Origin of the sequence: Actinoplanes sp. CA-142083, from assembly GCF_050942195.1 — a bacterium.
In the GTDB taxonomy this organism is placed as follows: domain Bacteria; phylum Actinomycetota; class Actinomycetes; order Mycobacteriales; family Micromonosporaceae; genus Actinoplanes.
Map to the genome: position 1 here is coordinate 2,200,711 of NZ_CP192076.1, position 18,747 is coordinate 2,219,457.

An 18,747-nucleotide genomic window follows, 5' to 3' on the forward strand; every position below is an offset into this window, starting at 1 on the left:
CCCAGCGAGGTGCGGGCGAAACGACGCGGGAGGCGTTCGTGACGGAGTCGTTGCCGGAGTTCCCCGCCGACGCGGTGGATCCGGACGAGGTGGCCACCGATCTGGTGGTCGTGACCGGCGTTTCCGGCGGCGGGCGCAGCACGGTGGCCCGGGCCCTGGAAAATGTCGGCTTCTACGTGGTGGACAACCTGCCGCAGGCGCTGATGCTCGACATGGCGCAGCTCGCCTTCCAGGCCGGCGGCGCCGCCCGGCGGACGGCGATGGTGCTCGACGTGCGCAGCCGCGCCTTCTCCACCGACCTGGCCGGGGCGGTCCGCGCGCTGAAGGAGCGTGGTTTCTCGCCGCGCGTGCTGTTCGTCGACGCCGACGACGAGGTGCTGATCCGCCGCTTCGAGTCGGTGCGCCGCTCACACCCGCTGCAGGGCGACGGCCGGCTCGCCGACGGGATCGCGGCCGAGCGCAAGCTGCTCGCCGAGGCCCGCGAGCAGTCCGACGTGATCATCGACACCAGCCACCTGAACGTGAACCAGCTGCGCCGCCGGGTCGAGGAGCTGTTCGGCGGGGAGGACGTGCGCCGCCTGCGCATCACCGTGCTCTCGTTCGGCTTCAAGTACGGCCTGCCGCCGGACGCCGACTACGTGCTGGACGCCCGGTTCCTGCCCAACCCGTTCTGGGTGCCGGAGCTGCGCGACCACACCGGGCTGGAGGAGTCGGTCAGCAAGTACGTGCTGGATCAGGAGGGCGCCGACGCCTTCGTGAGCACCTACGCGGGGTTGATCGCGGCGACCGCGCCCGGCTTCGAGCGCGAGGGCAAGCGCTACCTGACCGTCGCCGTCGGCTGCACGGGCGGCAAGCACCGCAGCGTCGCGATCGCCGAGGAGCTGACCGCCCAGCTGCGCGACCAGCGCCTCGCGGCCCACGCCTCGCACCGCGACCTGGGGCGGGAGTGACGGCCACGCGACCTGGGGCGGGAGCGACCGCCGCGCGACCTGGGACGACCCGGCCGGGTGCCGGCGGGGTGACGCGGCCCGAGGGTGGCGGAGTGACGCAGGCTGAGGGTGGCGGGGTGACGCGGCCCGAGGGTGGCGGAGTGACGCAGGCTGAGGGTGGCGGGGTGACGCGGCCCGAGGGTGGCGGGTCGGCTGTTCGCGTCGTGGCGTTCGGGGGTGGGCATGGGCTGGCCGCCGCGTTGCGGGGGCTGCGGCGGGCCGCGGGCGAGATCGCGTTGGACATCACGGCGATCGTGACCGTGGGCGACGACGGCGGGTCGAGCGGGCGGTTGCTGGCCGAGCGGGACGCGTTGCTGCCCGTGGGGGACCTGCGCCAGGCCCTGACCGCGCTGGCCTGCGACGACCCGGTCAAGGTGCGGACGGCCGCGCTGATGCAGCACCGGTTCGCGGGGGACGACTCGCTCGCCGGGCACCCGGTGGGCAACCTGCTGCTGCTCGGCCTGCTGGAGATGCTCGGCGACCCGGTCCACGCGCTCGACCACGCGGCCGCCATGGTCGGCGCGCAGGGGCGGGTGCTGCCGATGGCCCGGCACGCGGTGGGCATCGAGGCCGACGTGCTCGGCGCCGACCCGGACCGGCCGGAGGAGGTCGTGACCGTGCGCGGTCAGCACGCCGTTGCGGTGGCGCTCGGCCACGTCGAGGCGGTGCGCATCTCGCCGAGCGACCCGCCGACGTGCCCGCAGGCGATCGAGGCGATCCGTGCGGCCGACTGGCTGATGTTCGGTCCCGGTAGCTGGTACACGAGCGTGCTGCCGCATCTGCTCGTGCCGGGCCTGGCCGAGGCGATCGTGGCGAGCCCGGCCCGCCGGCTGGTCACGCTCAACCTCGCCACCGACAACGAGACCCTGGGCCTCTCCGTGGCCGACCACCTGGCCGCCCTGAGCTGGTACCTGCCGGGCCTGCGGGTCGACACGGTCCTCGCCGACGCCAAGTGGGTGGGCGAGCCCGAGCCGGTGCACCAGGCCGCGGAATCGTTGGGCGCGCGGCTGGTGTTGGCACCGTTGGCCGTTGCGGACGGCAGCCCGAGGCATGATCCTGAGTCGTTGGGCGTTGCACTGGTGCCAGTATTGGGCGCCGCTCGTTAAGCAGTGGCGTAGTGCGGCACAGAATTATCCGGATCCGGCGCATGAAGGTGACAACACGATGGCGATGACGGCAGCGGTCAAGGACGAGCTGAGCCGGGTCGACGTGCCCAAGCCGTGCTGCCGTCGCGCGGAGATGGCGTCGCTGCTGCGGTTCGCCGGCGGCCTGCACATCGTGTCCGGCCGCGTGGTGGTCGAGGCCGAGCTGGACACCGGCGCGGTCGCCCGCCGCCTGCGCCGCGAGATCGCCGACGTGTACGGGTACCCCAGCGAGGTGCACGTGCTCGCCAGCGGTGGCCTGCGCAAGGGCAGCCACTACATCGTGCGGATCGTGAAGGACGGCGAGGCCCTGGCCCGCCAGACCGGCCTGCTCGACGTGCGCGGCCGTCCGGTGCGTGGCCTGCCGCCGCACGTCGTCTCGGCCAACGTGTGCTGCGCCGTGGCCGCCTGGCGCGGCGCGTTCATGGCGCACGGCTCGCTCACCGAGCCCGGCCGCTCCAGCGCGCTGGAGATCACCTGCCCGGGGCCGGAGGCCGCCCTCGCGCTGCGCGGCGCCGCCCGCCGGATCGGGATCACCGCGAAGGAGCGGGAGGTCCGCGGCGTCGACCGGGTCGTGATCAAGGACGGTGACGCGATCGCCGCGCTGCTGACCCGCATAGGAGCACACGCCTCGGTGCTGGCGTGGGAGGAGCGCCGGGTGCGCCGCGAGGTGCGGGCGACCGCCAACCGCCTGGCCAACTTCGACGACGCCAACCTGCGCCGCTCGGCCCGCGCCGCGGTGGCCGCCGCCGCCCGGGTCACCCGCGCGCTGGAGATCCTGGCCGACGAGGCGCCGAACCACCTGACCTCGGCCGGCCAGCTGCGCCTCGAGCACCGCCAGGCCTCCCTCGAAGAGCTGGGCGCCCTCGCCGACCCGCCGCTGACCAAGGACGCGATCGCCGGCCGTATAAGGCGTCTGCTCGCCCTCGCCGACAAGCGGGCCCGCGACCTCGGCATCCCGGACACCGAGGCCGCCGTCACCCCCGAGATGATGGCCTGCTGATCCGTCGCGCACGACGCCGGCAACCGTCGCTTCACGCGAGAGTCGCGCCGCGGCCTGGCGCCGCGGCCAGGTCGCGCCGCACGGCGGGAACGTGTCGTGACCTCGTACGATATAAGGCTCTTTGTTATTAAAGGCTTTACCCACCCGGCGGTGGGGCCTGCGGGCGGCTCGGCTAGGGTCGTTGTCGACGGCGACGGTGCCGGCAGTTCGGCGCTCACACAGCTCGGCCGGACGCCTTTACGCCGGCCGGTACCGGAACGGCGTGCAGACCCTCCGCCGGTCGACGAAACCCGGCGGACCGAAACGAGGAGATCCACCTGTGACCATCCGGGTTGGCATCAACGGCTTCGGCCGTATCGGACGTAACTTCTTCCGGGCGGTCCTCGCCTCCGGCGCCGACATCGAGATCGTCGGCGTCAACGACCTGACCGACAACGCGACGCTGGCTCACCTGCTCAAGTACGACTCGATCCTGGGCCGCCTGCCGCACGAGGTGAAGGCGACCGCCGACGAGATCACCGTGGGTGGCAAGACCTTCAAGGCGTTCGCCGACCGTGACCCGGCCAACCTCGCGTGGGGTGACGTCGGCGCGGACGTGGTCATCGAGTCGACCGGCTTCTTCACCGACGCCACCAAGGCGAAGGTGCACGTCGACAACGGCGCCAAGAAGGTCATCATCTCGGCGCCGGCCAAGAACGAGGACATCACGATCGTGATGGGCGTCAACGACAACCTGTACGACGCCGCCAAGCATACGGTCATCTCGAACGCGTCCTGCACCACCAACTGCCTCGCGCCGATGGCGAAGGTCCTCAACGACACGATCGGCATCGAGCGTGGCCTGATGACCACGATCCACGCCTACACGCAGGACCAGAACCTGCAGGACGGCCCGCACAAGGACCTGCGCCGCGCCCGCGCCGCCGCCCTCAACGTGGTGCCGACCTCGACCGGCGCCGCCAAGGCCGTCAGCCTGGTGCTGCCGGAGCTCAAGGGCAAGCTGGACGGCTTCGCGATGCGCGTGCCGATCCCGACCGGCTCGGCCACCGACCTGACCTTCCAAGCCGCGAAGGAGACCTCGGTCGACGAGGTCAACGCCGCGATCAAGGCGGCCGCCGACGGCGCGCTCAAGGGCATCCTCACCTACACCGAGGACCAGATCGTCTCGTCGGACATCGTGACGGACCCGGCCTCCTGCATCTTCGACGCCGGCCTCACCAAGGTCATCGGCAACCAGGTCAAGGTCGTCGGCTGGTACGACAACGAGTGGGGCTACTCGAACCGCCTCGTCGACCTGGTCAAGCTGGTTGGCTGACGCATCGTGAAAACTCTCGACGACCTGCTCGGCGAGGGTGTCTCGGGTCGGCGCGTGCTCGTGCGCGCCGACCTGAACGTCCCGTTCGACAAGAACAACCCCGGCGTCATCACGGATGACGGGCGGGCGCGGGCTGTGCTGCCGACGCTCGTCGCGCTGCGTGACGCCGGTGCTCGTGTGATCGTGATGTCGCACCTCGGCCGTCCCAAGGGCGAGCCGGACCCTCGTTTCACGCTGGCGCCCGTGGCGACTCGGCTGGGTGAGCTGCTCGGCACGCCGGTGGCTTTTGCTTCCGACACCGTCGGAGCTGATGCTGCCGCGCGCGTGGGGGCGCTGGGCGATGGCGACGTGCTCCTGCTGGAGAACCTGCGGTTCAACGCGGGGGAGACCTCGAAGGACGACGCTGAGCGTGCCGCTTTCGCGGGAGAGTTGGCCAAATTTGCCGACTTTTACGTGGACGACGCTTTTGGTGCGGTGCACCGGAAGCACGCCTCGGTCTACGACGTGCCGGCGATCCTTCCGCACTACGCGGGCGGGCTCGTCCTGCGCGAGGTCGAGGTTCTGCGGCGCGTCAGCGAGAGCCCGGAGCAGCCGTACGTGGTGGTGCTCGGCGGCTCGAAGGTCTCCGACAAGCTCGCGGTGATCCAGGCGCTGCTGCCCAAGGTCGACAAGCTGCTCGTCGGTGGCGGCATGTGCTTCACCTTCCTCAAGGCTCAGGGGCACGAGGTCGGGAAGTCGCTGCTCGAGGAGGAAATGATCTCCACGTGCGCCTCGCTGCTCGAGCAGGCCGGTGGGCGAATTGTCCTGCCGGTCGACGTGGTGGCGGCTAGCGAGTTCTCCGCTGACGCCGACCACTCCACGGTTGACATTTCGGGCATTCCGGCCGATCGGCTCGGGCTGGACATCGGGCCCAAGTCGGTGGCCCTGTTCTCCGAGGCCATCGCGTCCGCGAAGACCGTCTTCTGGAACGGCCCGATGGGCGTCTTCGAGCTCGCGCCGTTCGCGGCCGGCACCCGGGGCGTCGCCGAGGCCATCACCAAGATCGACGGCTTCTCGGTGGTCGGCGGCGGCGACTCGGCCGCGGCCGTGCGCACGCTCGGGCTCGACGAGTCGGCGTTCGGCCACATCTCCACCGGCGGCGGCGCGTCGCTGGAGTACCTCGAGGGCAAGAAGCTGCCCGGCGTCGAAGCCCTGGAGAAGTGATGGCAAGAACTCCGATCATCGCCGGCAACTGGAAGATGAACCTCAACCACTTCGAGGCCATCCTCCTGGTGCAGAAGCTGGCCGCCAGCCTCAACGAGCAGCAGCTCACCGAGGTCGAGACGGTCGTGATCCCGCCGTTCACCGCGCTGCGCAGCGTGCAGACCGCGATCGAGGGCGACAAGCTCGTGCTCGGCCTCGGCGCCCAGGACGTGTCGAAGCACGCGTCCGGGGCGTACACCGGCGAGATCGCCGGCTCGATGCTGGCCAAGCTCAACGTCGGCTACGTGCTGGCCGGTCACTCCGAGCGCCGTGAGTACCACGACGAGGACGACGCGCTGGTCAACGCGAAGGTGAAGGCGGCCTTCACGGCCGGCCTCACGCCGATCCTCTGCGTGGGCGAGGGCCTGGTGACGCGCGAGGAGGGCACCCACGTCGCGCACTGCACCAACCAGGTCCAGGCGGGCCTGGCCGGGCTCACGCCGGCGCAGGTCCAGCAGGCCGTCATCGCGTACGAGCCGGTCTGGGCGATCGGCACCGGCAAGACCGCGACGCCGGAGGATGCCCAGGAGGTCTGCAAGGCCATCCGGGCGAAACTCGCCGAGCTCTACGGCAACGAGGTCGCCGAGGCGGTCCGCATCCAGTACGGCGGCTCGGTCAAGGCGGCCAACATCGCCTCGATCATGGCGCAGCCGGACGTGGACGGCGCCCTGGTCGGCGGCGCTTCCCTGGACGCCGAGGAATTCGCCTCGATCGTCCGTTTCCGGGAGCACGTCGCCCGCTGACGTTTCTCGGCATAGCACCCGCTATTGTTGGGGCGCTGTCTGTCCTTCGAGAGGAATGAACCCGATCATGCCGATGTGGTTCGCGTACACGTTGATCGTGTTGCTGGTGATCACCAGCGTTCTGCTGACCCTGCTGATCCTGCTGCACCGCGGCAAGGGCGGCGGCATGTCGAGCATGTTCGGCGGCGGCGTCACCTCGAGCCTCGCCGGCTCGTCGGTGGCGGAGAAAAACCTCGACCGCTACACGGTGCTGGTCGGCATCATCTGGTTCGCCTGCATCGTGGGTCTCGGTCTCTGGCTGCGCCTGGCCCTGCCTGCTTCCTGACCGAGCGTAATAGTCGTAGAATCTGCCGCGCGTCCGGTTCAGCCGGGCGCGCGGTGCTTTTTGACCCGTTTTATTCCCCGCCGAAGAGACAGGAGTGACGTCCGTGTCCAGTGGCAGTGCGATCCGCGGCAGCCGCGTCGGGTCCAGCCCGATGCGCCCCGACGAGCGCAGCGAACCCGCCCCGCGCCGGGAGGTCATCTACTTCTGCGCGGCCGGGCACGCGAGCCAGATCAAGTTCGCGGCCGAGGCCCCCGCGCCCGAGACGTGGGACTGCCCGCGCTGTGGCCAGCCCGCCGGGCTCGACGGGGAGAACCCGCCCGGGCGGTTGCGCGCCGAGCCGTACAAGTCGCATCTGGCCTATGTGAAGGAGCGTCGCTCCGACGAGGACGGCGCCAAGATCCTGGCCGAGGCGCTGGCCAAGGTGCGCCAGCGCCGCGGCGAGTAGATCAGTAGCGCTTCGCGGCGGCCGCCTCGTCGAGCAGCCAGTACGTCCGTGACTGGCCGGTGGCGTGGGCGGCCGGCTTCGATTTGTCGCCGTTGAGCGCCGCGCCGACCGCGTCCGTCTTGTCGGGACCGGCGGCGATCAGCCACACCTCGTCGGCCTCCTGGATGGTCGGCATGGTCAGCGTGATGCGGGTGGGCGGCGGTTTCGGGCTGTTGTGCACCGCGGCCGTCGTGCCCGTCTCGTTCAGCACCGGGTGCTCGGGGAAGAGCGAGGCTACGTGCCCGTCCTCGCCGACGCCCAGCATGAGCACGTCGAAGGGCATCCGCACCTCGGTGGCGTAGCGCGCGGCGGCCGCCTCGGCGTTGTCGCCGTCCAGGCCGTCCGAGGCGGGCATCGGGTGCACCCGCGCCGGATCGAGCGACAGCGCGTCCAGCAGGGCCTCGCGCGCCTGGGTCTCGTTGCGGTCCGGGTCGCCGGCGGGCAGGAACCGCTCGTCGCCCCACCACAGGTCCACACGCGACCAGTCGATCGCCTTCGCTTCCGGCAGGTCCTTGACCGTGCGCAGGACCTTGGCGGCGATCCGGCCGCCGGTCAGCACGACGCTCGCCGTGCCGCGCTCGGCCTGCGCGTCCACGATCTTGGCAACCAGGCGGGATGCGACGGTGGCGGCGAGGGTGTCCGCGTCGCGTACCACCACGACCAGGGTCTTGCTCACTCGTGCCTCCTACTTGGAAGGGCCGCCCACCGTTGCGGTGAGCGGCCCTGCTGACTTGTCGGGACTAAGCGGCGGAACCGCCGGGGCCGGCCATCGCGCCGGCCTCATCGGCGCGGGCGGCGAGGGCCGGATCCTTCCAGACGTGCACCCGCATGGCGGGCTTGTGGTCGAGGCCGGTCACGCCGGCCATCGCGCCGAGCGCCTCGGAGTAGATCTGGTCGGCGTCGAGCCGGCGCAGCTCCTCGGCGAGCTCGTCGCCGACCGGCCGCTTCGGCAGCGGCATGTAACGGTCCTCCTGGCCGGTGCGGCTGAACAGCGCCGTGTTCTCCTCCCGGGTCACCCGGACGCAGTCGCCGTTGGCGGTCTGCAGCTCGACCGAGTGCATGCGCGGGGCCCGGTCGGTGACCTCCATCTTGGGCACGATGCCGAGACGGGACTGCAGCCAGCCCTTCATCAGCCACGCGGTCGGGTCTTTCTCCGGCGCGACGATGGTGGCGCCGGAGACCCGCTCCTCGGTGGTGTCGAAGGCGCCCGCCACGAGCGTGCGCCACAGCGTGATGCGGGTCCAGGTGAGGTCGGTGTCGCCCGGGGCGTAGTCGATCGCGCGCTGGCGCAGGGCGGCCACCGGGTCGTGGGCCTGGGCGCTGTCGGTGATCCGCCGGTCGGCGACGACGCCCAGGAAGTCGTTGGCGATCGTGTCCGGCGGCTCCTCGTGCCACCAGGTGACCACCGGGACGTCCGGGGCGAGCAGCGGCATGACGACCGACTCGGCGTGCAGGGCGAGCCGCCCGTACATCCGCATGACGACCGCCTCGGCCGGGCCCAGGCGCCCGCCCACGACGATCTCGGCGTCCAGGCGGCTGCGACCCTCCAGATCGGAGCGGACCACGATGAGCAGGCGGCACGGGTGCGCCGCCGCCGCGATCGTGGCGGCGGCCTCGGCCTCGCGGACCTTCTTCTCCTCCACGACGGCGACCAGGGTCAGGGCGAGACCGGAGGCCACGCCGCCGGCGCTGCGCCGCTCGGCCGCGAGAGCCTTGACGACCTCGTTGCCCGTGGTGTCCCAGAGCCCGATCATGCTCGCCTCCAAGCGCGGCCTTCGCGGCCCAGCATCTCGTCCGACGCCCGCGGGCCCCACTCACCGGACCGGTACGGCTCCGGCTTGGTGCCCGCCCACGCCGCCTCCAGCGGGTCGATGACCCGCCAGGACTGCTCGATCTCGGCGGCGTCCGGGAACAGCGTCCGGTCGCCGACCAGGACGTCGAGGATGAGCCGCTCGTACGCCTCGGGGCTGGACTCGGTGAACGCCTCGCCGTACTGGAAGTCCATCGCGATGTCGCGGACCTCCATGGCGGTGCCGGGCACCTTGGAGCCGAACTTGAGCACCACGCCCTCGTCCGGCTGCACTCGGATCACCAGCTGGTTGTTGCCGAGCATCTCGACGTCGGCGGGGTCGAACGGCAGGTGCGGCGCGCGCTTGAACAGGATCGCGATCTCGGTGACCCGGCGCGGCATCCGCTTGCCGACGCGGACGAAGAACGGCACCTCGGCCCAGCGCCTGTTCTGGATGCCGAGGCGGACCGCGGCGTACGTCTCCGTCGTGGAGTCGGACGGGATGTCCTTCTCCTCCAAGTAGCCCACGGCGCGCTCGCCGGCCACCCAGCCGGGGAGGTACTGCCCGCGGACGGTGCCCTTGGAGATGTCCTTCGGCAGCGAGATCGCCTTGAGGACCTTGAGCTTCTCGGCCCGGATGTCGTTGGGGTCGAAGCTCGTCGGCTCCTCCATGGCCACCAGCGCGAGCAGCTGGAGCAGGTGGTTCTGCAGGACGTCGCGGGCGGCGCCGGACGCGTCGTAGAACGCGGCGCGGGTGCCGATGCCGACGTCCTCGGCCATCGTGATCTGCACGCTGTCGACGTACTTGGAGTTCCACACCGGCTCGAACAGGCTGTTCGCGAAGCGCAGGGCCAGGATGTTCTGGACCGTCTCCTTGCCCAGGTAGTGGTCGATCCGGTAGACGTCCTGCGGCGTGAAGACCTCGTCGACCAGCTGGTTCAGCGAGATCGCGGTCTGCAGGTCGTTGCCGAACGGCTTTTCCACGACCACGCGGCGCCAGCCGCCGGACTTGGCGTTGTCGGCCATGCCGGTGCGGGCCAGCTGGTTGAGCACCAGCGGGAACGCCGCGGGCGGGATGGAGAAGTAGAAGGCGGCGTTGCCGGGGATGCCGTTGCGCTCGCGCAGGTCGTCGAGGGTGGCGGCCAGGTTGTCGAACGCGGCGTCGTCGTCGAACGAGCCGGGCACGAACTGGAACTGGCTGGCCAGACGTTGCCAGACGTCCTCGCGCCACGGGGTCCGGGCGCCCTTCTTCGCCGCCTCCAGGGCCAGGGACTCGAAGTCGCCGTCACCCCAGTCGCGGCGGGCGAAGCCCAGAACCACGAAACCGGGCGGCAGCAGACCGCGGTTGGCCAGGTCGTAGACGGCCGGGATGAGCTTCTTTCGGGACAGGTCACCGGTGACTCCGAAGATCACCAGAGCGCATGGCTCCGGGATGCGCGGGAGCCTGCGGTCCTGTGCGGTACGCAGCGGATTGCCCACGTGGTCCATCCTGCCAGTTCTGGCAGGGGCCCGCCTGTAATCGGCGGGCCCCTGTGATGATCAGACTCCAGTACCGGCCTGGAGGGACTTCTGGACGCTCTCGAGCAGTTCCTTCCAGCTGACCTCGAACTTGTCGACGCCCTCGTCCTCGAGGACCTTCACGACGTCGTCGAAGTCGATGCCGACGGCCTTGAGGTCGGCCATGACCTTGCGGGCCTGGTCGTACTTGTCGGTCAGGGTGCCCTTGAGCTCACCGTGGTCGGCCCACGCCTTGATCACGGACTCGGGCATGGTGTTGACCACGCCCGGAGCGACGAGCTCCTCGACATAGATGGTGTCCGGGTAGTCCGGGTTCTTCGTCGAGGTCGACGCCCACAGCGGCCGCTGCGGGTGCGCGCCGGCCGCCGCGAGGGCCTTCCACCGGTCGGTGCCGAAGACCTCCTCGTACGCCTCGTACGCGAGCTGCGCGTTGGCGATCGCGGCCTTGCCCATCAGCGCCTTCGCCTCGTCACTGCCGATCTTCTCGAGGCGCTTGTCCACCTCGGTGTCGACGCGGGAGACGAAGAACGACGCCACCGAGCCGATCTTGGACAGGTCGTGGCCGTTGGCCTTCGCCTGCTCGATGCCGGCCAGGAACGCGTCCATGACCGCGCGGTAGCGCTCGAGCGAGAAGATCAGCGTCACGTTCACGCTGATGCCCTCGGCCAGGGTCGCGGTGATCGCGGGGAGGCCGGCCAGGGTGGCCGGGATCTTGATGTACAGGTTCTCCCGGCCGACCAGCCACCACAGCGTCTTGGCCTCGGCGACCGTCTTCTTGGTGTCGTGGGCGCTGCGCGGGTCGACCTCGATGGACACCCGGCCGTCCACGCCCTTCGACGCGTCGTAGGCGGGACGCTCCACGTCGCAGGCGGCGCGGACGTCCTGGGCGGTCATCAGCCGCACCGCCTCCTCGACCGAGACGCCCATCGTCGCCAGGTCGTTGACCTGGGCGTCGTACGCGTCGGCATCGGAGAGCGCCTTCTGGAAGATGCTGGGGTTCGTGGTCACGCCGACCACGTGCTGCTCGTTGAGCATCTTCTTCAGCGAGCCGCTGGTCAGGCGGACACGGGAGAGATCGTCGAGCCAGACCGCCACACCCTGGGCGGAGAGCTCGGCAAGCCGATCAGTCATGTCTCCTACACTCCCTCAGTTACCGGTCGTGTGACCGGTGATCTCGCCGACCTTTGCCAGGGCGGCGTTGGCCTTTGCCACCACGTTGTCCGCGGTGAACCCGAACTGCTCAAACAGGATCTTGGCGGGCGCGCTGGCGCCGTAGTGCTCGATGCTGACCGGCTCGCCCGCATCTCCAAGGATGCGATCCCAGCTCATCCGGATGCCAGCCTCGACGGTTACGCGCGCCTTAACACCACGCGGAATGACCTCTTCCTGGTACGCAGTCGTCTGCTGGTAGAACCATTCCTGGCACGGCATCGATACCACGCGGGTCGGAGTGCCCGCGGCCTCCAGGCGCTCCTGGGCGGTCAGGCAGTACTGCACCTCCGAGCCGGTGCCGATGAGGATCACCTGCGGCTCGCCGTTGGAGGCGTCGGACAGCACGTAGCCGCCCTTGAGGACGCCCTCGGCCGACGCGTACTTCGACCGGTCGATCGTCGGCAGGGCCTGGCGGCTCAACGCGAGCGCGGTCGGGGCGTCGGTGTGCTCGATGGCGCCCCGCCAGGCCCACGCGGTCTCGTTGGCGTCCGCCGGGCGGACCACGTTGAGGCCGACGATGGCGCGCAGCGCGGACAGGGTCTCGATCGGCTGGTGCGTCGGGCCGTCCTCGCCGAGACCGATGGAGTCGTGCGTCCACACGTAGATCACCGGCAGCTTCATCAGCGCGGAGAGCCGCACGGCGCCGCGCATGTAGTCGCTGAACACCAGGAACGTGCCGCCGTACGGCCGGGTGAGCCCGTCGGCGGTGATGCCGTTGAGGATCGAGCCCATGCCGTGCTCACGGATGCCGAAGTGCAGCGTGCGGCCGTACTCGTTGCCGGGGAACTCCTTGGTGGCGTACTCGGCGGGGATGAACGACGGCTCGCCCTTCATCGTGGTGTTGTTGCTCTCGGCCAGGTCGGCCGAGCCGCCCCACAGCTCCGGCAGCACCGGCGCGAGCGCGTTGAGCACCTGCTGCGACGCGGCGCGGGTGGCGATGCCCTTGGCGTCGGCGGGGAACTCGGGCAGCGACTTCTCCCAGCCCTCGGGCAGCTTGCGCCCGGCGAGCCGGTCGAACAGCTCCTTGCGCTCGCCGTTGGCCTTGGCCCAGGCGCCGAACGCCTTGTCCCACTCGGCGTGGGCGGCGCGGCCCCGCTCGGCGGCCTTCCTGGCGTGCTCGAGCACGGCCGGCTCGACGGCGAACGTCTCGTTCGGGTCGAAGCCGAGGATCTCCTTGGTCGCCTTGACCTCGGCCTCGCCCAGCGCGGAACCGTGGATCTTGCCGGTGTTCTGCTTGTTCGGCGCGGGCCAGCCGATGATCGTCTTGAGGACGATGAACGACGGCTTGTCGGTGACCTTCTTGGCCTCCTGGATCGCCTTCCAGAGCGCCTCGGCGTCCTCGTGGTAGTCGCCCTTGGCCGGGTCGCCCTTGCGCCACGAGACGGTCTGCACGTGCCAGCCGTACGCCTCGTAGCGCTTGCCGGCGTCCTCGGACTTCGCGATGCGGGTGTCGTCCTCGATGGAGATCTCGTTGTCGTCGTAGATCAGCGTGAGGTTGCCGAGCTTCTGCACCGCGGCGATCGCGCTCGACTCGTGGCTGACGCCCTCTTCGATGTCGCCGTCGGAGCACAGCGCGTAGATGTTGTGGTCGAACGGAGAGTCACCGGCGGCGGTCTCGGGGTCGAACAGGCCGCGCTCGCGCCGGGCCGCCATCGCCATGCCCACCGCGTTGCCGATGCCCTGGCCGAGCGGGCCGGTCGTGATCTCGACACCGGAGGTGTGGCCGAACTCGGGGTGGCCGGGGGTCAGCGAGTCCCACTGGCGCAGCGACTTCAGGTCGTCCAGCGAGAGGCTGTAGCCGGAGAGGTAGAGCTGAATGTAGAGGGTGAGGCTGGAGTGCCCACAGGAGAGCACGAAGCGGTCGCGCCCGGGCCAGTGCGGGTCGGTCGGATCGTGCCGCATGACGCGGTTGAACAGCAGATAGGCGGCCGGCGCGAGGCTCATGGCCGTACCGGGGTGGCCGTTGCCGGCCTTCTCGACGGCGTCCATGGCCAGCACCCGGACGGTGTCCACCGCTTTGCGGTCGAGGTCGGACCAATTGAGAGCAGGATCTGTGGCAGCCACGTCGGTTGTGCTCCTCGGGGCATGGATTAGGAACCCTTTTGAGGTTGACCCTATCCACTTGCCGTAAACCCGCGCCCCGGGAACGGCTCAGGCCCATACGCTGAGAGCGGACACGCCGCATGTGACGGCCTGCACCCGCGCCGGGTCGCCGGAGCAGCGCATTCTGCTGAGCGTAGGCTGTCCGGGCGTGCCGCCGGCTGGCGCCGGCAACGGTCGTGATGTGGCTAGTGCCGATGCCGGAAGGTGGCAGTCCGTGAGCATGATCACCGAGCGTCCCGCTCCTGGACGGACGCCGGCGGCTCCTCCTGTCGCCACCCGTCGCGCTGGGCTGACCAAAAAGCGGCTGATGGCGGTCTTCCGCGCGTACCTCGCGCTGACCAAGCCGCAGATCGTCGAACTGCTCCTGGTCACCACGGTTCCGGCCCTCATGCTCGCCGCCGGCGGGTGGCCCGACCTGCGCACTCTCGCCGCCGTCCTGATCGGCGGCGCCCTCGCGGGCGGCGCGGCGAGCGCGCTCAACTGCTATATCGACCGCGACATCGACGAGCTCATGCGGCGGACCAAGCGGCGGCCGCTGCCGGCGCACAGCGTCACCCCGCGTGCGGTGCTGATCTTCGGCCTGACACTTGCGGTGATCTCGGTCGCGCTGATGGCGGTCTTCACCAACTGGCTCGCCACCGCGCTCACCGCGGGCGCGATCTTCTACTACGACGTCGTCTACACACTGTGGCTCAAGCGTCGTACCCCGGCCAACACGTTCTGGGGCGGCGTCTGCGGCGCGGCTCCGGTGATCATCGGCTGGGCCGCGGTGACCGGCTCGGTGTCCGCCCTGGGATGGGCGCTTTTCGCGGTTGTTTTCTTTTGGCAGATGCCGCACTTCTACGCGCTCGCCATCAAGTACAAGGACGACTACGCCCGCGCCGGCATCCCGATGCTGCCGGTCGTGCGCTCGATGGCCCGGGTCAACGGCGAGATCGCGCTCTACACCGTGCTCACCGTGGTCGCCTCGCTGGCCGCGTGGCCGCTCGGCCTGGGCCCCATCTACGGCGTCACCGCCATCATCACGGGTGCTTTGTTCCTCGGCGAGGCGTTCCTGCTGGTCCAGCGGACGCGCAAGGGCGAGCCGGCCAAGCCGATGCGCCTGTTCCACTGGAGCATCACGTACCTCACGATCCTGTTCATCGCGGTCGCGGTGGACGCGCTCGTCTGAGCGTTATGTCCGAGTTTGGGGTTACGGCCGATCACCCCATCGATGGAAACCCGTTGATGAGGGCAATTCGGGCGCAATTGGCTCATACCAATGGCCTCTCGAAGTAAACCCGCAGGTAATAGGCATCACAAAATGGCACTGACGGTGCTTGCTCCCGCGTCTCAACTGCTTAGGCTGCCCGTCATGGCTCAAGGTTCCGATACGACACTGACCGCGGGGATCAAGTCTTTCGCCGCCGGTCACGGTGGCGCCAAAGCGGTCATCGAGTACGTCGGCAAGCGTGGTGCCCGCATCGTCCTCGTCGGCCAGGACGGCGAGTGGTCCGACCAGTTCGCCGACGGCACCGACATCGCCCGGCAGGCATGCGAGAGCGCCGGCGTCGAGGTGGAGAACGAGTGGGAGCGCGAGCTCCTCGACCAGATGCGTCCCAGCAACGACCTGTGGCGCTCCATGTCGCGCCGGAGCATGGCCCGCTGATCTTGCCCACGTCCACCACTACCCACGCGACCCGGGAGCCGGCCTCCCGGGTCGCCCTCGTTACCTGCGACCTCTTCCCGGAGCTCTGGGACGACGACTTCCCCCTGCGCGACGCGCTGCGCGCAAGGCACCTCGACGTGGAAGCCGTCCGCTGGGACGACCCGGAAGCCGACTGGACCGCCTACGACCTGGCGATCCTCCGCTCACCCTGGGACTACGTCCCGCGCCGCGACGCCTTCCTGGACTGGGCGCGGCGCGTCCCGCGGCTGCTCAACCCCGCCGACGTCCTGGTGTGGAACACCGACAAGCGCTATCTGCACGATCTGGCGTCCACCGGCGTCCCGGTGACCCCGACGACCTATGTGGCCCCGGGCGGCACATGGACCCCACCGGCCTCAGGGGAATGGGTCGTCAAGCCCACCATCAGCGCGGGCAGCCAGGACACCGGCCGCTACACCCTTCCCGCGCAGTCCTCTCTGGCCACCGGACACGTCCAGCGCCTGCTCTCCGCGGGCCGCACCGCGATGATCCAGCCGTACCTGACCGCCGTGGACACCGCCGGCGAGACCGCGCTGATGTTCTTCCGCGACACCAGCGGCCGCCTGACGTTCAGCCACGCCGCGCGCAAGGGCCCGATGCTCACCGGCCCCGACGAGGGCAAGATCGACCCCGGCAGCGAGGAGATCAGCGCCCGGCAACCGTCCGCCGCCGAGCTGGCCGTCGCCACCCAGGTCCTGGCCGCGATCCCCTTCGACCAGGCGAGCCTGCTCTACGCCCGGGTCGACCTGATCCCCGGCCCCGATGGCGCTCCGGTCCTGCTCGAGCTGGAGCTCACCGAGCCGTCCCTGTTCTTCCTGACGGCCCCGGAAGCCGCGGAACGCCTGGCCGACGTCGTGGTCACCCTTCTTTAACCCCTGACACGTACGGGGACGGCGCGTCCCGCGCCGCCCACCGGGGCACCCGCCGTCACACGTCGTCCGGCCGTCCCCGGTTGTCGCGCGGCCCGGCGCCTTCCCCGAGGCCTTGATCGCCCCCGCGCCCCGACCGTTCCCCGCCGGGCACCGTTCGAAGGAGCAAAACCCGCCGACGTGCATCTGATCGCACGCCCCCTGTGGACGACCGGGCGTGTCGTCCACAGGCCACAAATCTCTTCTTCCTCGATCGTCCCCGCGCGGCACGCTGTCCCCATGCAACACGGCAGCCTCTCCTTGAGACCGAAGTCCCCACCGGTCACCCACCGCCCGAGATCGCCGCAGCGCACCCGCGGTCGTTCCCCGACCGCCCGGCGGCCTCTCGTCTGAGGCTCGCCGGCGCCGGGCCGGCGGCCGGCCGCGGACGAGGCGTGCGCTTCCCACGCCTTTCGTCCGGCGCCCCTTCCGCACCACCCGCCATGGCGTTCCGCCAGGTGCGATCGGACGCCGCCGGCCCGGCCACCCGGCCGACCCCCGGAACCCAGGCTCCCTCTCCGGCCGCAGCGGTTCCAGAACGGAGGTGACCCCAACAAAAGCCACGACACTTCGCGATCAAGGCGGCCGCCCCCTTGTCTCCCTGGGCGGCCGCCGACCGCCCCGCGGCGAGCTGCTCGACCGAGCCCGGCTGGCGCATCGACGGCGCGCGGCGGTGGTCTCCGGGATCGCGCGAACCGTTGCGGCCGGAGACCGCACGGTCGACGAACGCAGAAGCGTGAGCGGGCCGGCACCCACGCCCTGCCGACCCATCTCAAATACCGGCCGCAGCTCCGGATGTTGGCCGGCCGTCCCACATCGCTGCGGTCCGTCCCACACAGCGGTCGAGCGATCCATTTTCCGGGAATCGTGGCGTGCCGGAGCCTACTTTTTCACGATTTATCGGGCGCAGCAGCTGGCTGCCGCTGCGGCGTTGATGACTTGCCGTCAGCCCCAAGCGGCAAGTCATCAAGATCGCCCGCCGCGGCGATGCGGCCGAGCGCGCCACAGGCGTCGAGCTTGGGCACTCTCACGGCGGAACGGGCCGCACGCTGGGCGCCCACCCGGGACGCGGGCCATGGCATCCCAGCCCGCCCGTCCGCGCTGCGTAGGAGGTCGCGTTCGGCGTGGCGCCCGCGAGCTGTGCCGCGCTGGGGGTCGCGCTCGGCGTGGCGCCCGACCTGTGCCGCCCATGCGCTGCGGAGAGCGGGTCGCCGAGCCTGCCGGGGCGTGATCAGGTCGCGTCGCTGGAGGCCATGCTCGGGTGATCCTGCGCGACGCGGACGCCGGTGGTGGGGAGGCGGTGGGCGCGCTCGGGCTGGTCACCGGCGACTACGAGCGCGAGCCGGCCTTCGACTGGTATCGGGAGGTGGTGGGCTCGTCGGCCTGAGGCGAGGCGGGGTCGGCGGCGGGGAGGTCGGGGCGGTCGCGGATCGCCAGGAGGACGGCGACCGTGCCGGCCCAGACCAGGCTGGCGCCGAGCATGTGGGCGGCGACCAGGGCGACCGGGAGGTGGGTGAAGTACTGCACGAAGCCGATCAGGCCCTGGGACAGCTCGATGATCAGCAGGGTGAGGGCGGCCTTGGCGGCTCGTGGGGCGTGCACGGCGCGGAACGCGAACCACAGGGCCACGGTGAGGCCCACCAGCAGGAATACCAGGTCGGCGTGGGCCTGGGCGACGGCGGCGGGGTCCAGGCCGTTGCGCTTGGCGCCGTTGTCGCCGGAGTGGGGGCCGCTGCCGGTGACGACCACGCCCAGGACGATGACGGCTGCGCTGACGACAGCCATGACGGTGGTGAGGTGGCGGAGGGGGGTGGGGACGAGGAAGACAGGCAAACCATCGCCCTCGTCCGTCGACTTCCACAACGCGTACGCGGCGGCGATCAGCGCCATCGACAGCAGGAAGTGAAGGCCGACCACCCACGGGTTGAGGTTGGTGAGCACCGTGATGCCGCCCACCACGCCCTGCCCGGGGATCCCCAGCAGCACCAGCAGGCTCAGCCGCACCTGGCGGCGCCGGCGGGGCCGCTGCGTCCACGCCGAGATGAAGCAGGCCAGCGCGACCACGAACAGCGCGATGCCGAGCAGGCGGTTGCCGAACTCGATGACGCCGTGCACGCCCATCGCCGACGTCGTCGTGTAGGACGCGTCGGTGCATTTGGGCCAGGTGGGGCAGCCGAGACCCGAATCGGTCAGCCGAACCGCCGCACCAGTGACGACCAGCCCGATGTTCGCGATGAGGGACGCGAGGGCCATCGGACGCAGCGCGGGAAGCTTCACCTCTGGCATC

The 18,747-nt window shown here is 70.4% G+C and carries 18 protein-coding genes; 12 read left to right on the forward strand and 6 right to left on the reverse strand.

What is annotated here, in order from left to right; translation table 11 throughout:
* The first annotated feature begins 38 nt into the window (after positions 1–38).
* The 8 genes from rapZ to ACQPZX_RS10535 all read left to right on the forward strand — a co-directional run bounded on the left by rapZ (position 39) and on the right by ACQPZX_RS10535 (position 7,204).
* Complete coding sequence (gene rapZ / locus ACQPZX_RS10500; RefSeq protein ID WP_433377790.1) at positions 39–950, forward strand: RNase adapter RapZ; 912 nt, start codon at positions 39–41, stop codon at positions 948–950.
* A gap of 140 nt (positions 951–1,090) precedes the next feature.
* The gene (locus ACQPZX_RS10505) at positions 1,091–2,095 is read left to right on the forward strand and encodes a gluconeogenesis factor YvcK family protein (protein ID WP_433377793.1); all 1,005 of its coding nucleotides are present in this window, start codon (positions 1,091–1,093) and stop codon (positions 2,093–2,095) included.
* Positions 2,096–2,153: 58 nt separating this feature from the next.
* Complete coding sequence (whiA, locus tag ACQPZX_RS10510; protein ID WP_433377796.1) at positions 2,154–3,134, forward strand: DNA-binding protein WhiA; 981 nt, start codon at positions 2,154–2,156, stop codon at positions 3,132–3,134.
* A 319-nt stretch (positions 3,135–3,453) separates the two neighbouring features.
* The gene (gene gap, locus ACQPZX_RS10515; protein ID WP_433377799.1) at positions 3,454–4,449 is read left to right on the forward strand and encodes a type I glyceraldehyde-3-phosphate dehydrogenase; all 996 of its coding nucleotides are present in this window, start codon (positions 3,454–3,456) and stop codon (positions 4,447–4,449) included.
* Between the two features lie 6 nt (positions 4,450–4,455).
* Entirely contained in the window at positions 4,456–5,652 is a 1,197-nt protein-coding gene (locus ACQPZX_RS10520; protein ID WP_433377802.1) for a phosphoglycerate kinase, read from the forward strand.
* The gene (gene tpiA / locus ACQPZX_RS10525) at positions 5,652–6,434 is read left to right on the forward strand and encodes a triose-phosphate isomerase (protein ID WP_433377805.1); all 783 of its coding nucleotides are present in this window, start codon (positions 5,652–5,654) and stop codon (positions 6,432–6,434) included. The genes ACQPZX_RS10520 and tpiA overlap by 1 nt, the downstream gene beginning before the upstream one ends.
* A 67-nt stretch (positions 6,435–6,501) precedes the next feature.
* Positions 6,502–6,759 carry a preprotein translocase subunit SecG gene (gene secG, locus ACQPZX_RS10530; protein WP_433377807.1) on the forward strand — a complete coding sequence of 86 codons (258 nt, stop codon included), beginning with the start codon at positions 6,502–6,504 and terminating at the stop codon, positions 6,757–6,759.
* Between the two features lie 103 nt (positions 6,760–6,862).
* Positions 6,863–7,204: an RNA polymerase-binding protein RbpA gene (locus ACQPZX_RS10535; RefSeq protein ID WP_433377810.1), complete on the forward strand. Its 342-nt coding sequence runs from the start codon at positions 6,863–6,865 to the stop codon at positions 7,202–7,204.
* 1 nt (position 7,205) lies between these two features.
* Here ACQPZX_RS10535 and pgl read toward each other — a convergent pair whose 3' ends face one another.
* The 5 genes from pgl to tkt form a co-directional block, all read right to left on the reverse strand.
* Positions 7,206–7,919, reverse strand: coding sequence for a 6-phosphogluconolactonase (pgl, locus tag ACQPZX_RS10540; protein WP_433377813.1), 714 nt, complete (start codon positions 7,917–7,919; stop codon positions 7,206–7,208).
* A gap of 64 nt (positions 7,920–7,983) precedes the next feature.
* On the reverse strand, positions 7,984–8,997 hold the full coding sequence (locus ACQPZX_RS10545; protein ID WP_433377816.1) for a glucose-6-phosphate dehydrogenase assembly protein OpcA: 1,014 nt from the start codon (positions 8,995–8,997) through the stop codon (positions 7,984–7,986).
* A complete protein-coding gene (gene zwf / locus ACQPZX_RS10550; protein WP_433377819.1) occupies positions 8,994–10,511 on the reverse strand; it encodes a glucose-6-phosphate dehydrogenase in 1,518 nt (505 codons plus the stop codon). Before zwf ends, ACQPZX_RS10545 begins: the two co-directional genes overlap by 4 nt.
* A 60-nt stretch (positions 10,512–10,571) precedes the next feature.
* Positions 10,572–11,681, reverse strand: a complete 1,110-nt coding sequence (gene tal / locus ACQPZX_RS10555) for a transaldolase (RefSeq protein ID WP_433377822.1) — start codon at positions 11,679–11,681, stop codon at positions 10,572–10,574.
* Positions 11,682–11,696: 15 nt separating this feature from the next.
* The gene (tkt, locus tag ACQPZX_RS10560; RefSeq protein ID WP_433385170.1) at positions 11,697–13,751 is read right to left on the reverse strand and encodes a transketolase; all 2,055 of its coding nucleotides are present in this window, start codon (positions 13,749–13,751) and stop codon (positions 11,697–11,699) included.
* 421 nt (positions 13,752–14,172) lie between these two features.
* Between tkt and ACQPZX_RS10565 the strand changes: the two genes are divergently transcribed.
* The 4 genes from ACQPZX_RS10565 to ACQPZX_RS10580 all read left to right on the forward strand — a co-directional run bounded on the left by ACQPZX_RS10565 (position 14,173) and on the right by ACQPZX_RS10580 (position 17,847).
* On the forward strand, positions 14,173–15,036 hold the full coding sequence (locus ACQPZX_RS10565) for a heme o synthase (protein ID WP_433377825.1): 864 nt from the start codon (positions 14,173–14,175) through the stop codon (positions 15,034–15,036).
* A 183-nt stretch (positions 15,037–15,219) separates the two neighbouring features.
* Positions 15,220–15,513 (forward strand): hypothetical protein, encoded by a 294-nt coding sequence (locus ACQPZX_RS10570; protein ID WP_203729124.1) that lies wholly within the window; start codon positions 15,220–15,222, stop codon positions 15,511–15,513.
* A 2-nt stretch (positions 15,514–15,515) separates the two neighbouring features.
* Positions 15,516–16,424, forward strand: coding sequence for an ATP-grasp domain-containing protein (locus ACQPZX_RS10575; RefSeq protein ID WP_433385173.1), 909 nt, complete (start codon positions 15,516–15,518; stop codon positions 16,422–16,424).
* A gap of 1,297 nt (positions 16,425–17,721) precedes the next feature.
* Positions 17,722–17,847: a hypothetical protein gene (locus tag ACQPZX_RS10580; RefSeq protein ID WP_433377828.1), complete on the forward strand. Its 126-nt coding sequence runs from the start codon at positions 17,722–17,724 to the stop codon at positions 17,845–17,847.
* On the opposite strand, the gene ACQPZX_RS10585 is transcribed toward ACQPZX_RS10580, so the two are convergent.
* A complete protein-coding gene (locus tag ACQPZX_RS10585) occupies positions 17,790–18,713 on the reverse strand; it encodes a COX15/CtaA family protein (protein ID WP_433385176.1) in 924 nt (307 codons plus the stop codon). The genes ACQPZX_RS10580 and ACQPZX_RS10585 overlap by 58 nt on opposite strands.
* Between the last annotated feature and the right edge of the window lie 34 nt (positions 18,714–18,747).

Coding starts and splice junctions, on each gene's coding strand:
- whiA (WP_433377796.1), top strand. CDS start 2,154: ATGGCGATGACGGCAGCGGTCAAGGACGAGCTGAGCCGGGTCGACGTG.
- tpiA (WP_433377805.1), top strand. CDS start 5,652: ATGGCAAGAACTCCGATCATCGCCGGCAACTGGAAGATGAACCTCAAC.
- secG (WP_433377807.1), top strand. CDS start 6,502: ATGCCGATGTGGTTCGCGTACACGTTGATCGTGTTGCTGGTGATCACC.
- ACQPZX_RS10545 (WP_433377816.1), bottom strand. CDS start 8,997: ATGATCGGGCTCTGGGACACCACGGGCAACGAGGTCGTCAAGGCTCTC.
- tal (WP_433377822.1), bottom strand. CDS start 11,681: ATGACTGATCGGCTTGCCGAGCTCTCCGCCCAGGGTGTGGCGGTCTGG.
- tkt (WP_433385170.1), bottom strand. CDS start 13,751: ATGGACGCCGTCGAGAAGGCCGGCAACGGCCACCCCGGTACGGCCATG.
- ACQPZX_RS10565 (WP_433377825.1), top strand. CDS start 14,173: ATGGCGGTCTTCCGCGCGTACCTCGCGCTGACCAAGCCGCAGATCGTC.
- ACQPZX_RS10570 (WP_203729124.1), top strand. CDS start 15,220: ATGGCTCAAGGTTCCGATACGACACTGACCGCGGGGATCAAGTCTTTC.
- ACQPZX_RS10585 (WP_433385176.1), bottom strand. CDS start 18,713: ATGGCCCTCGCGTCCCTCATCGCGAACATCGGGCTGGTCGTCACTGGT.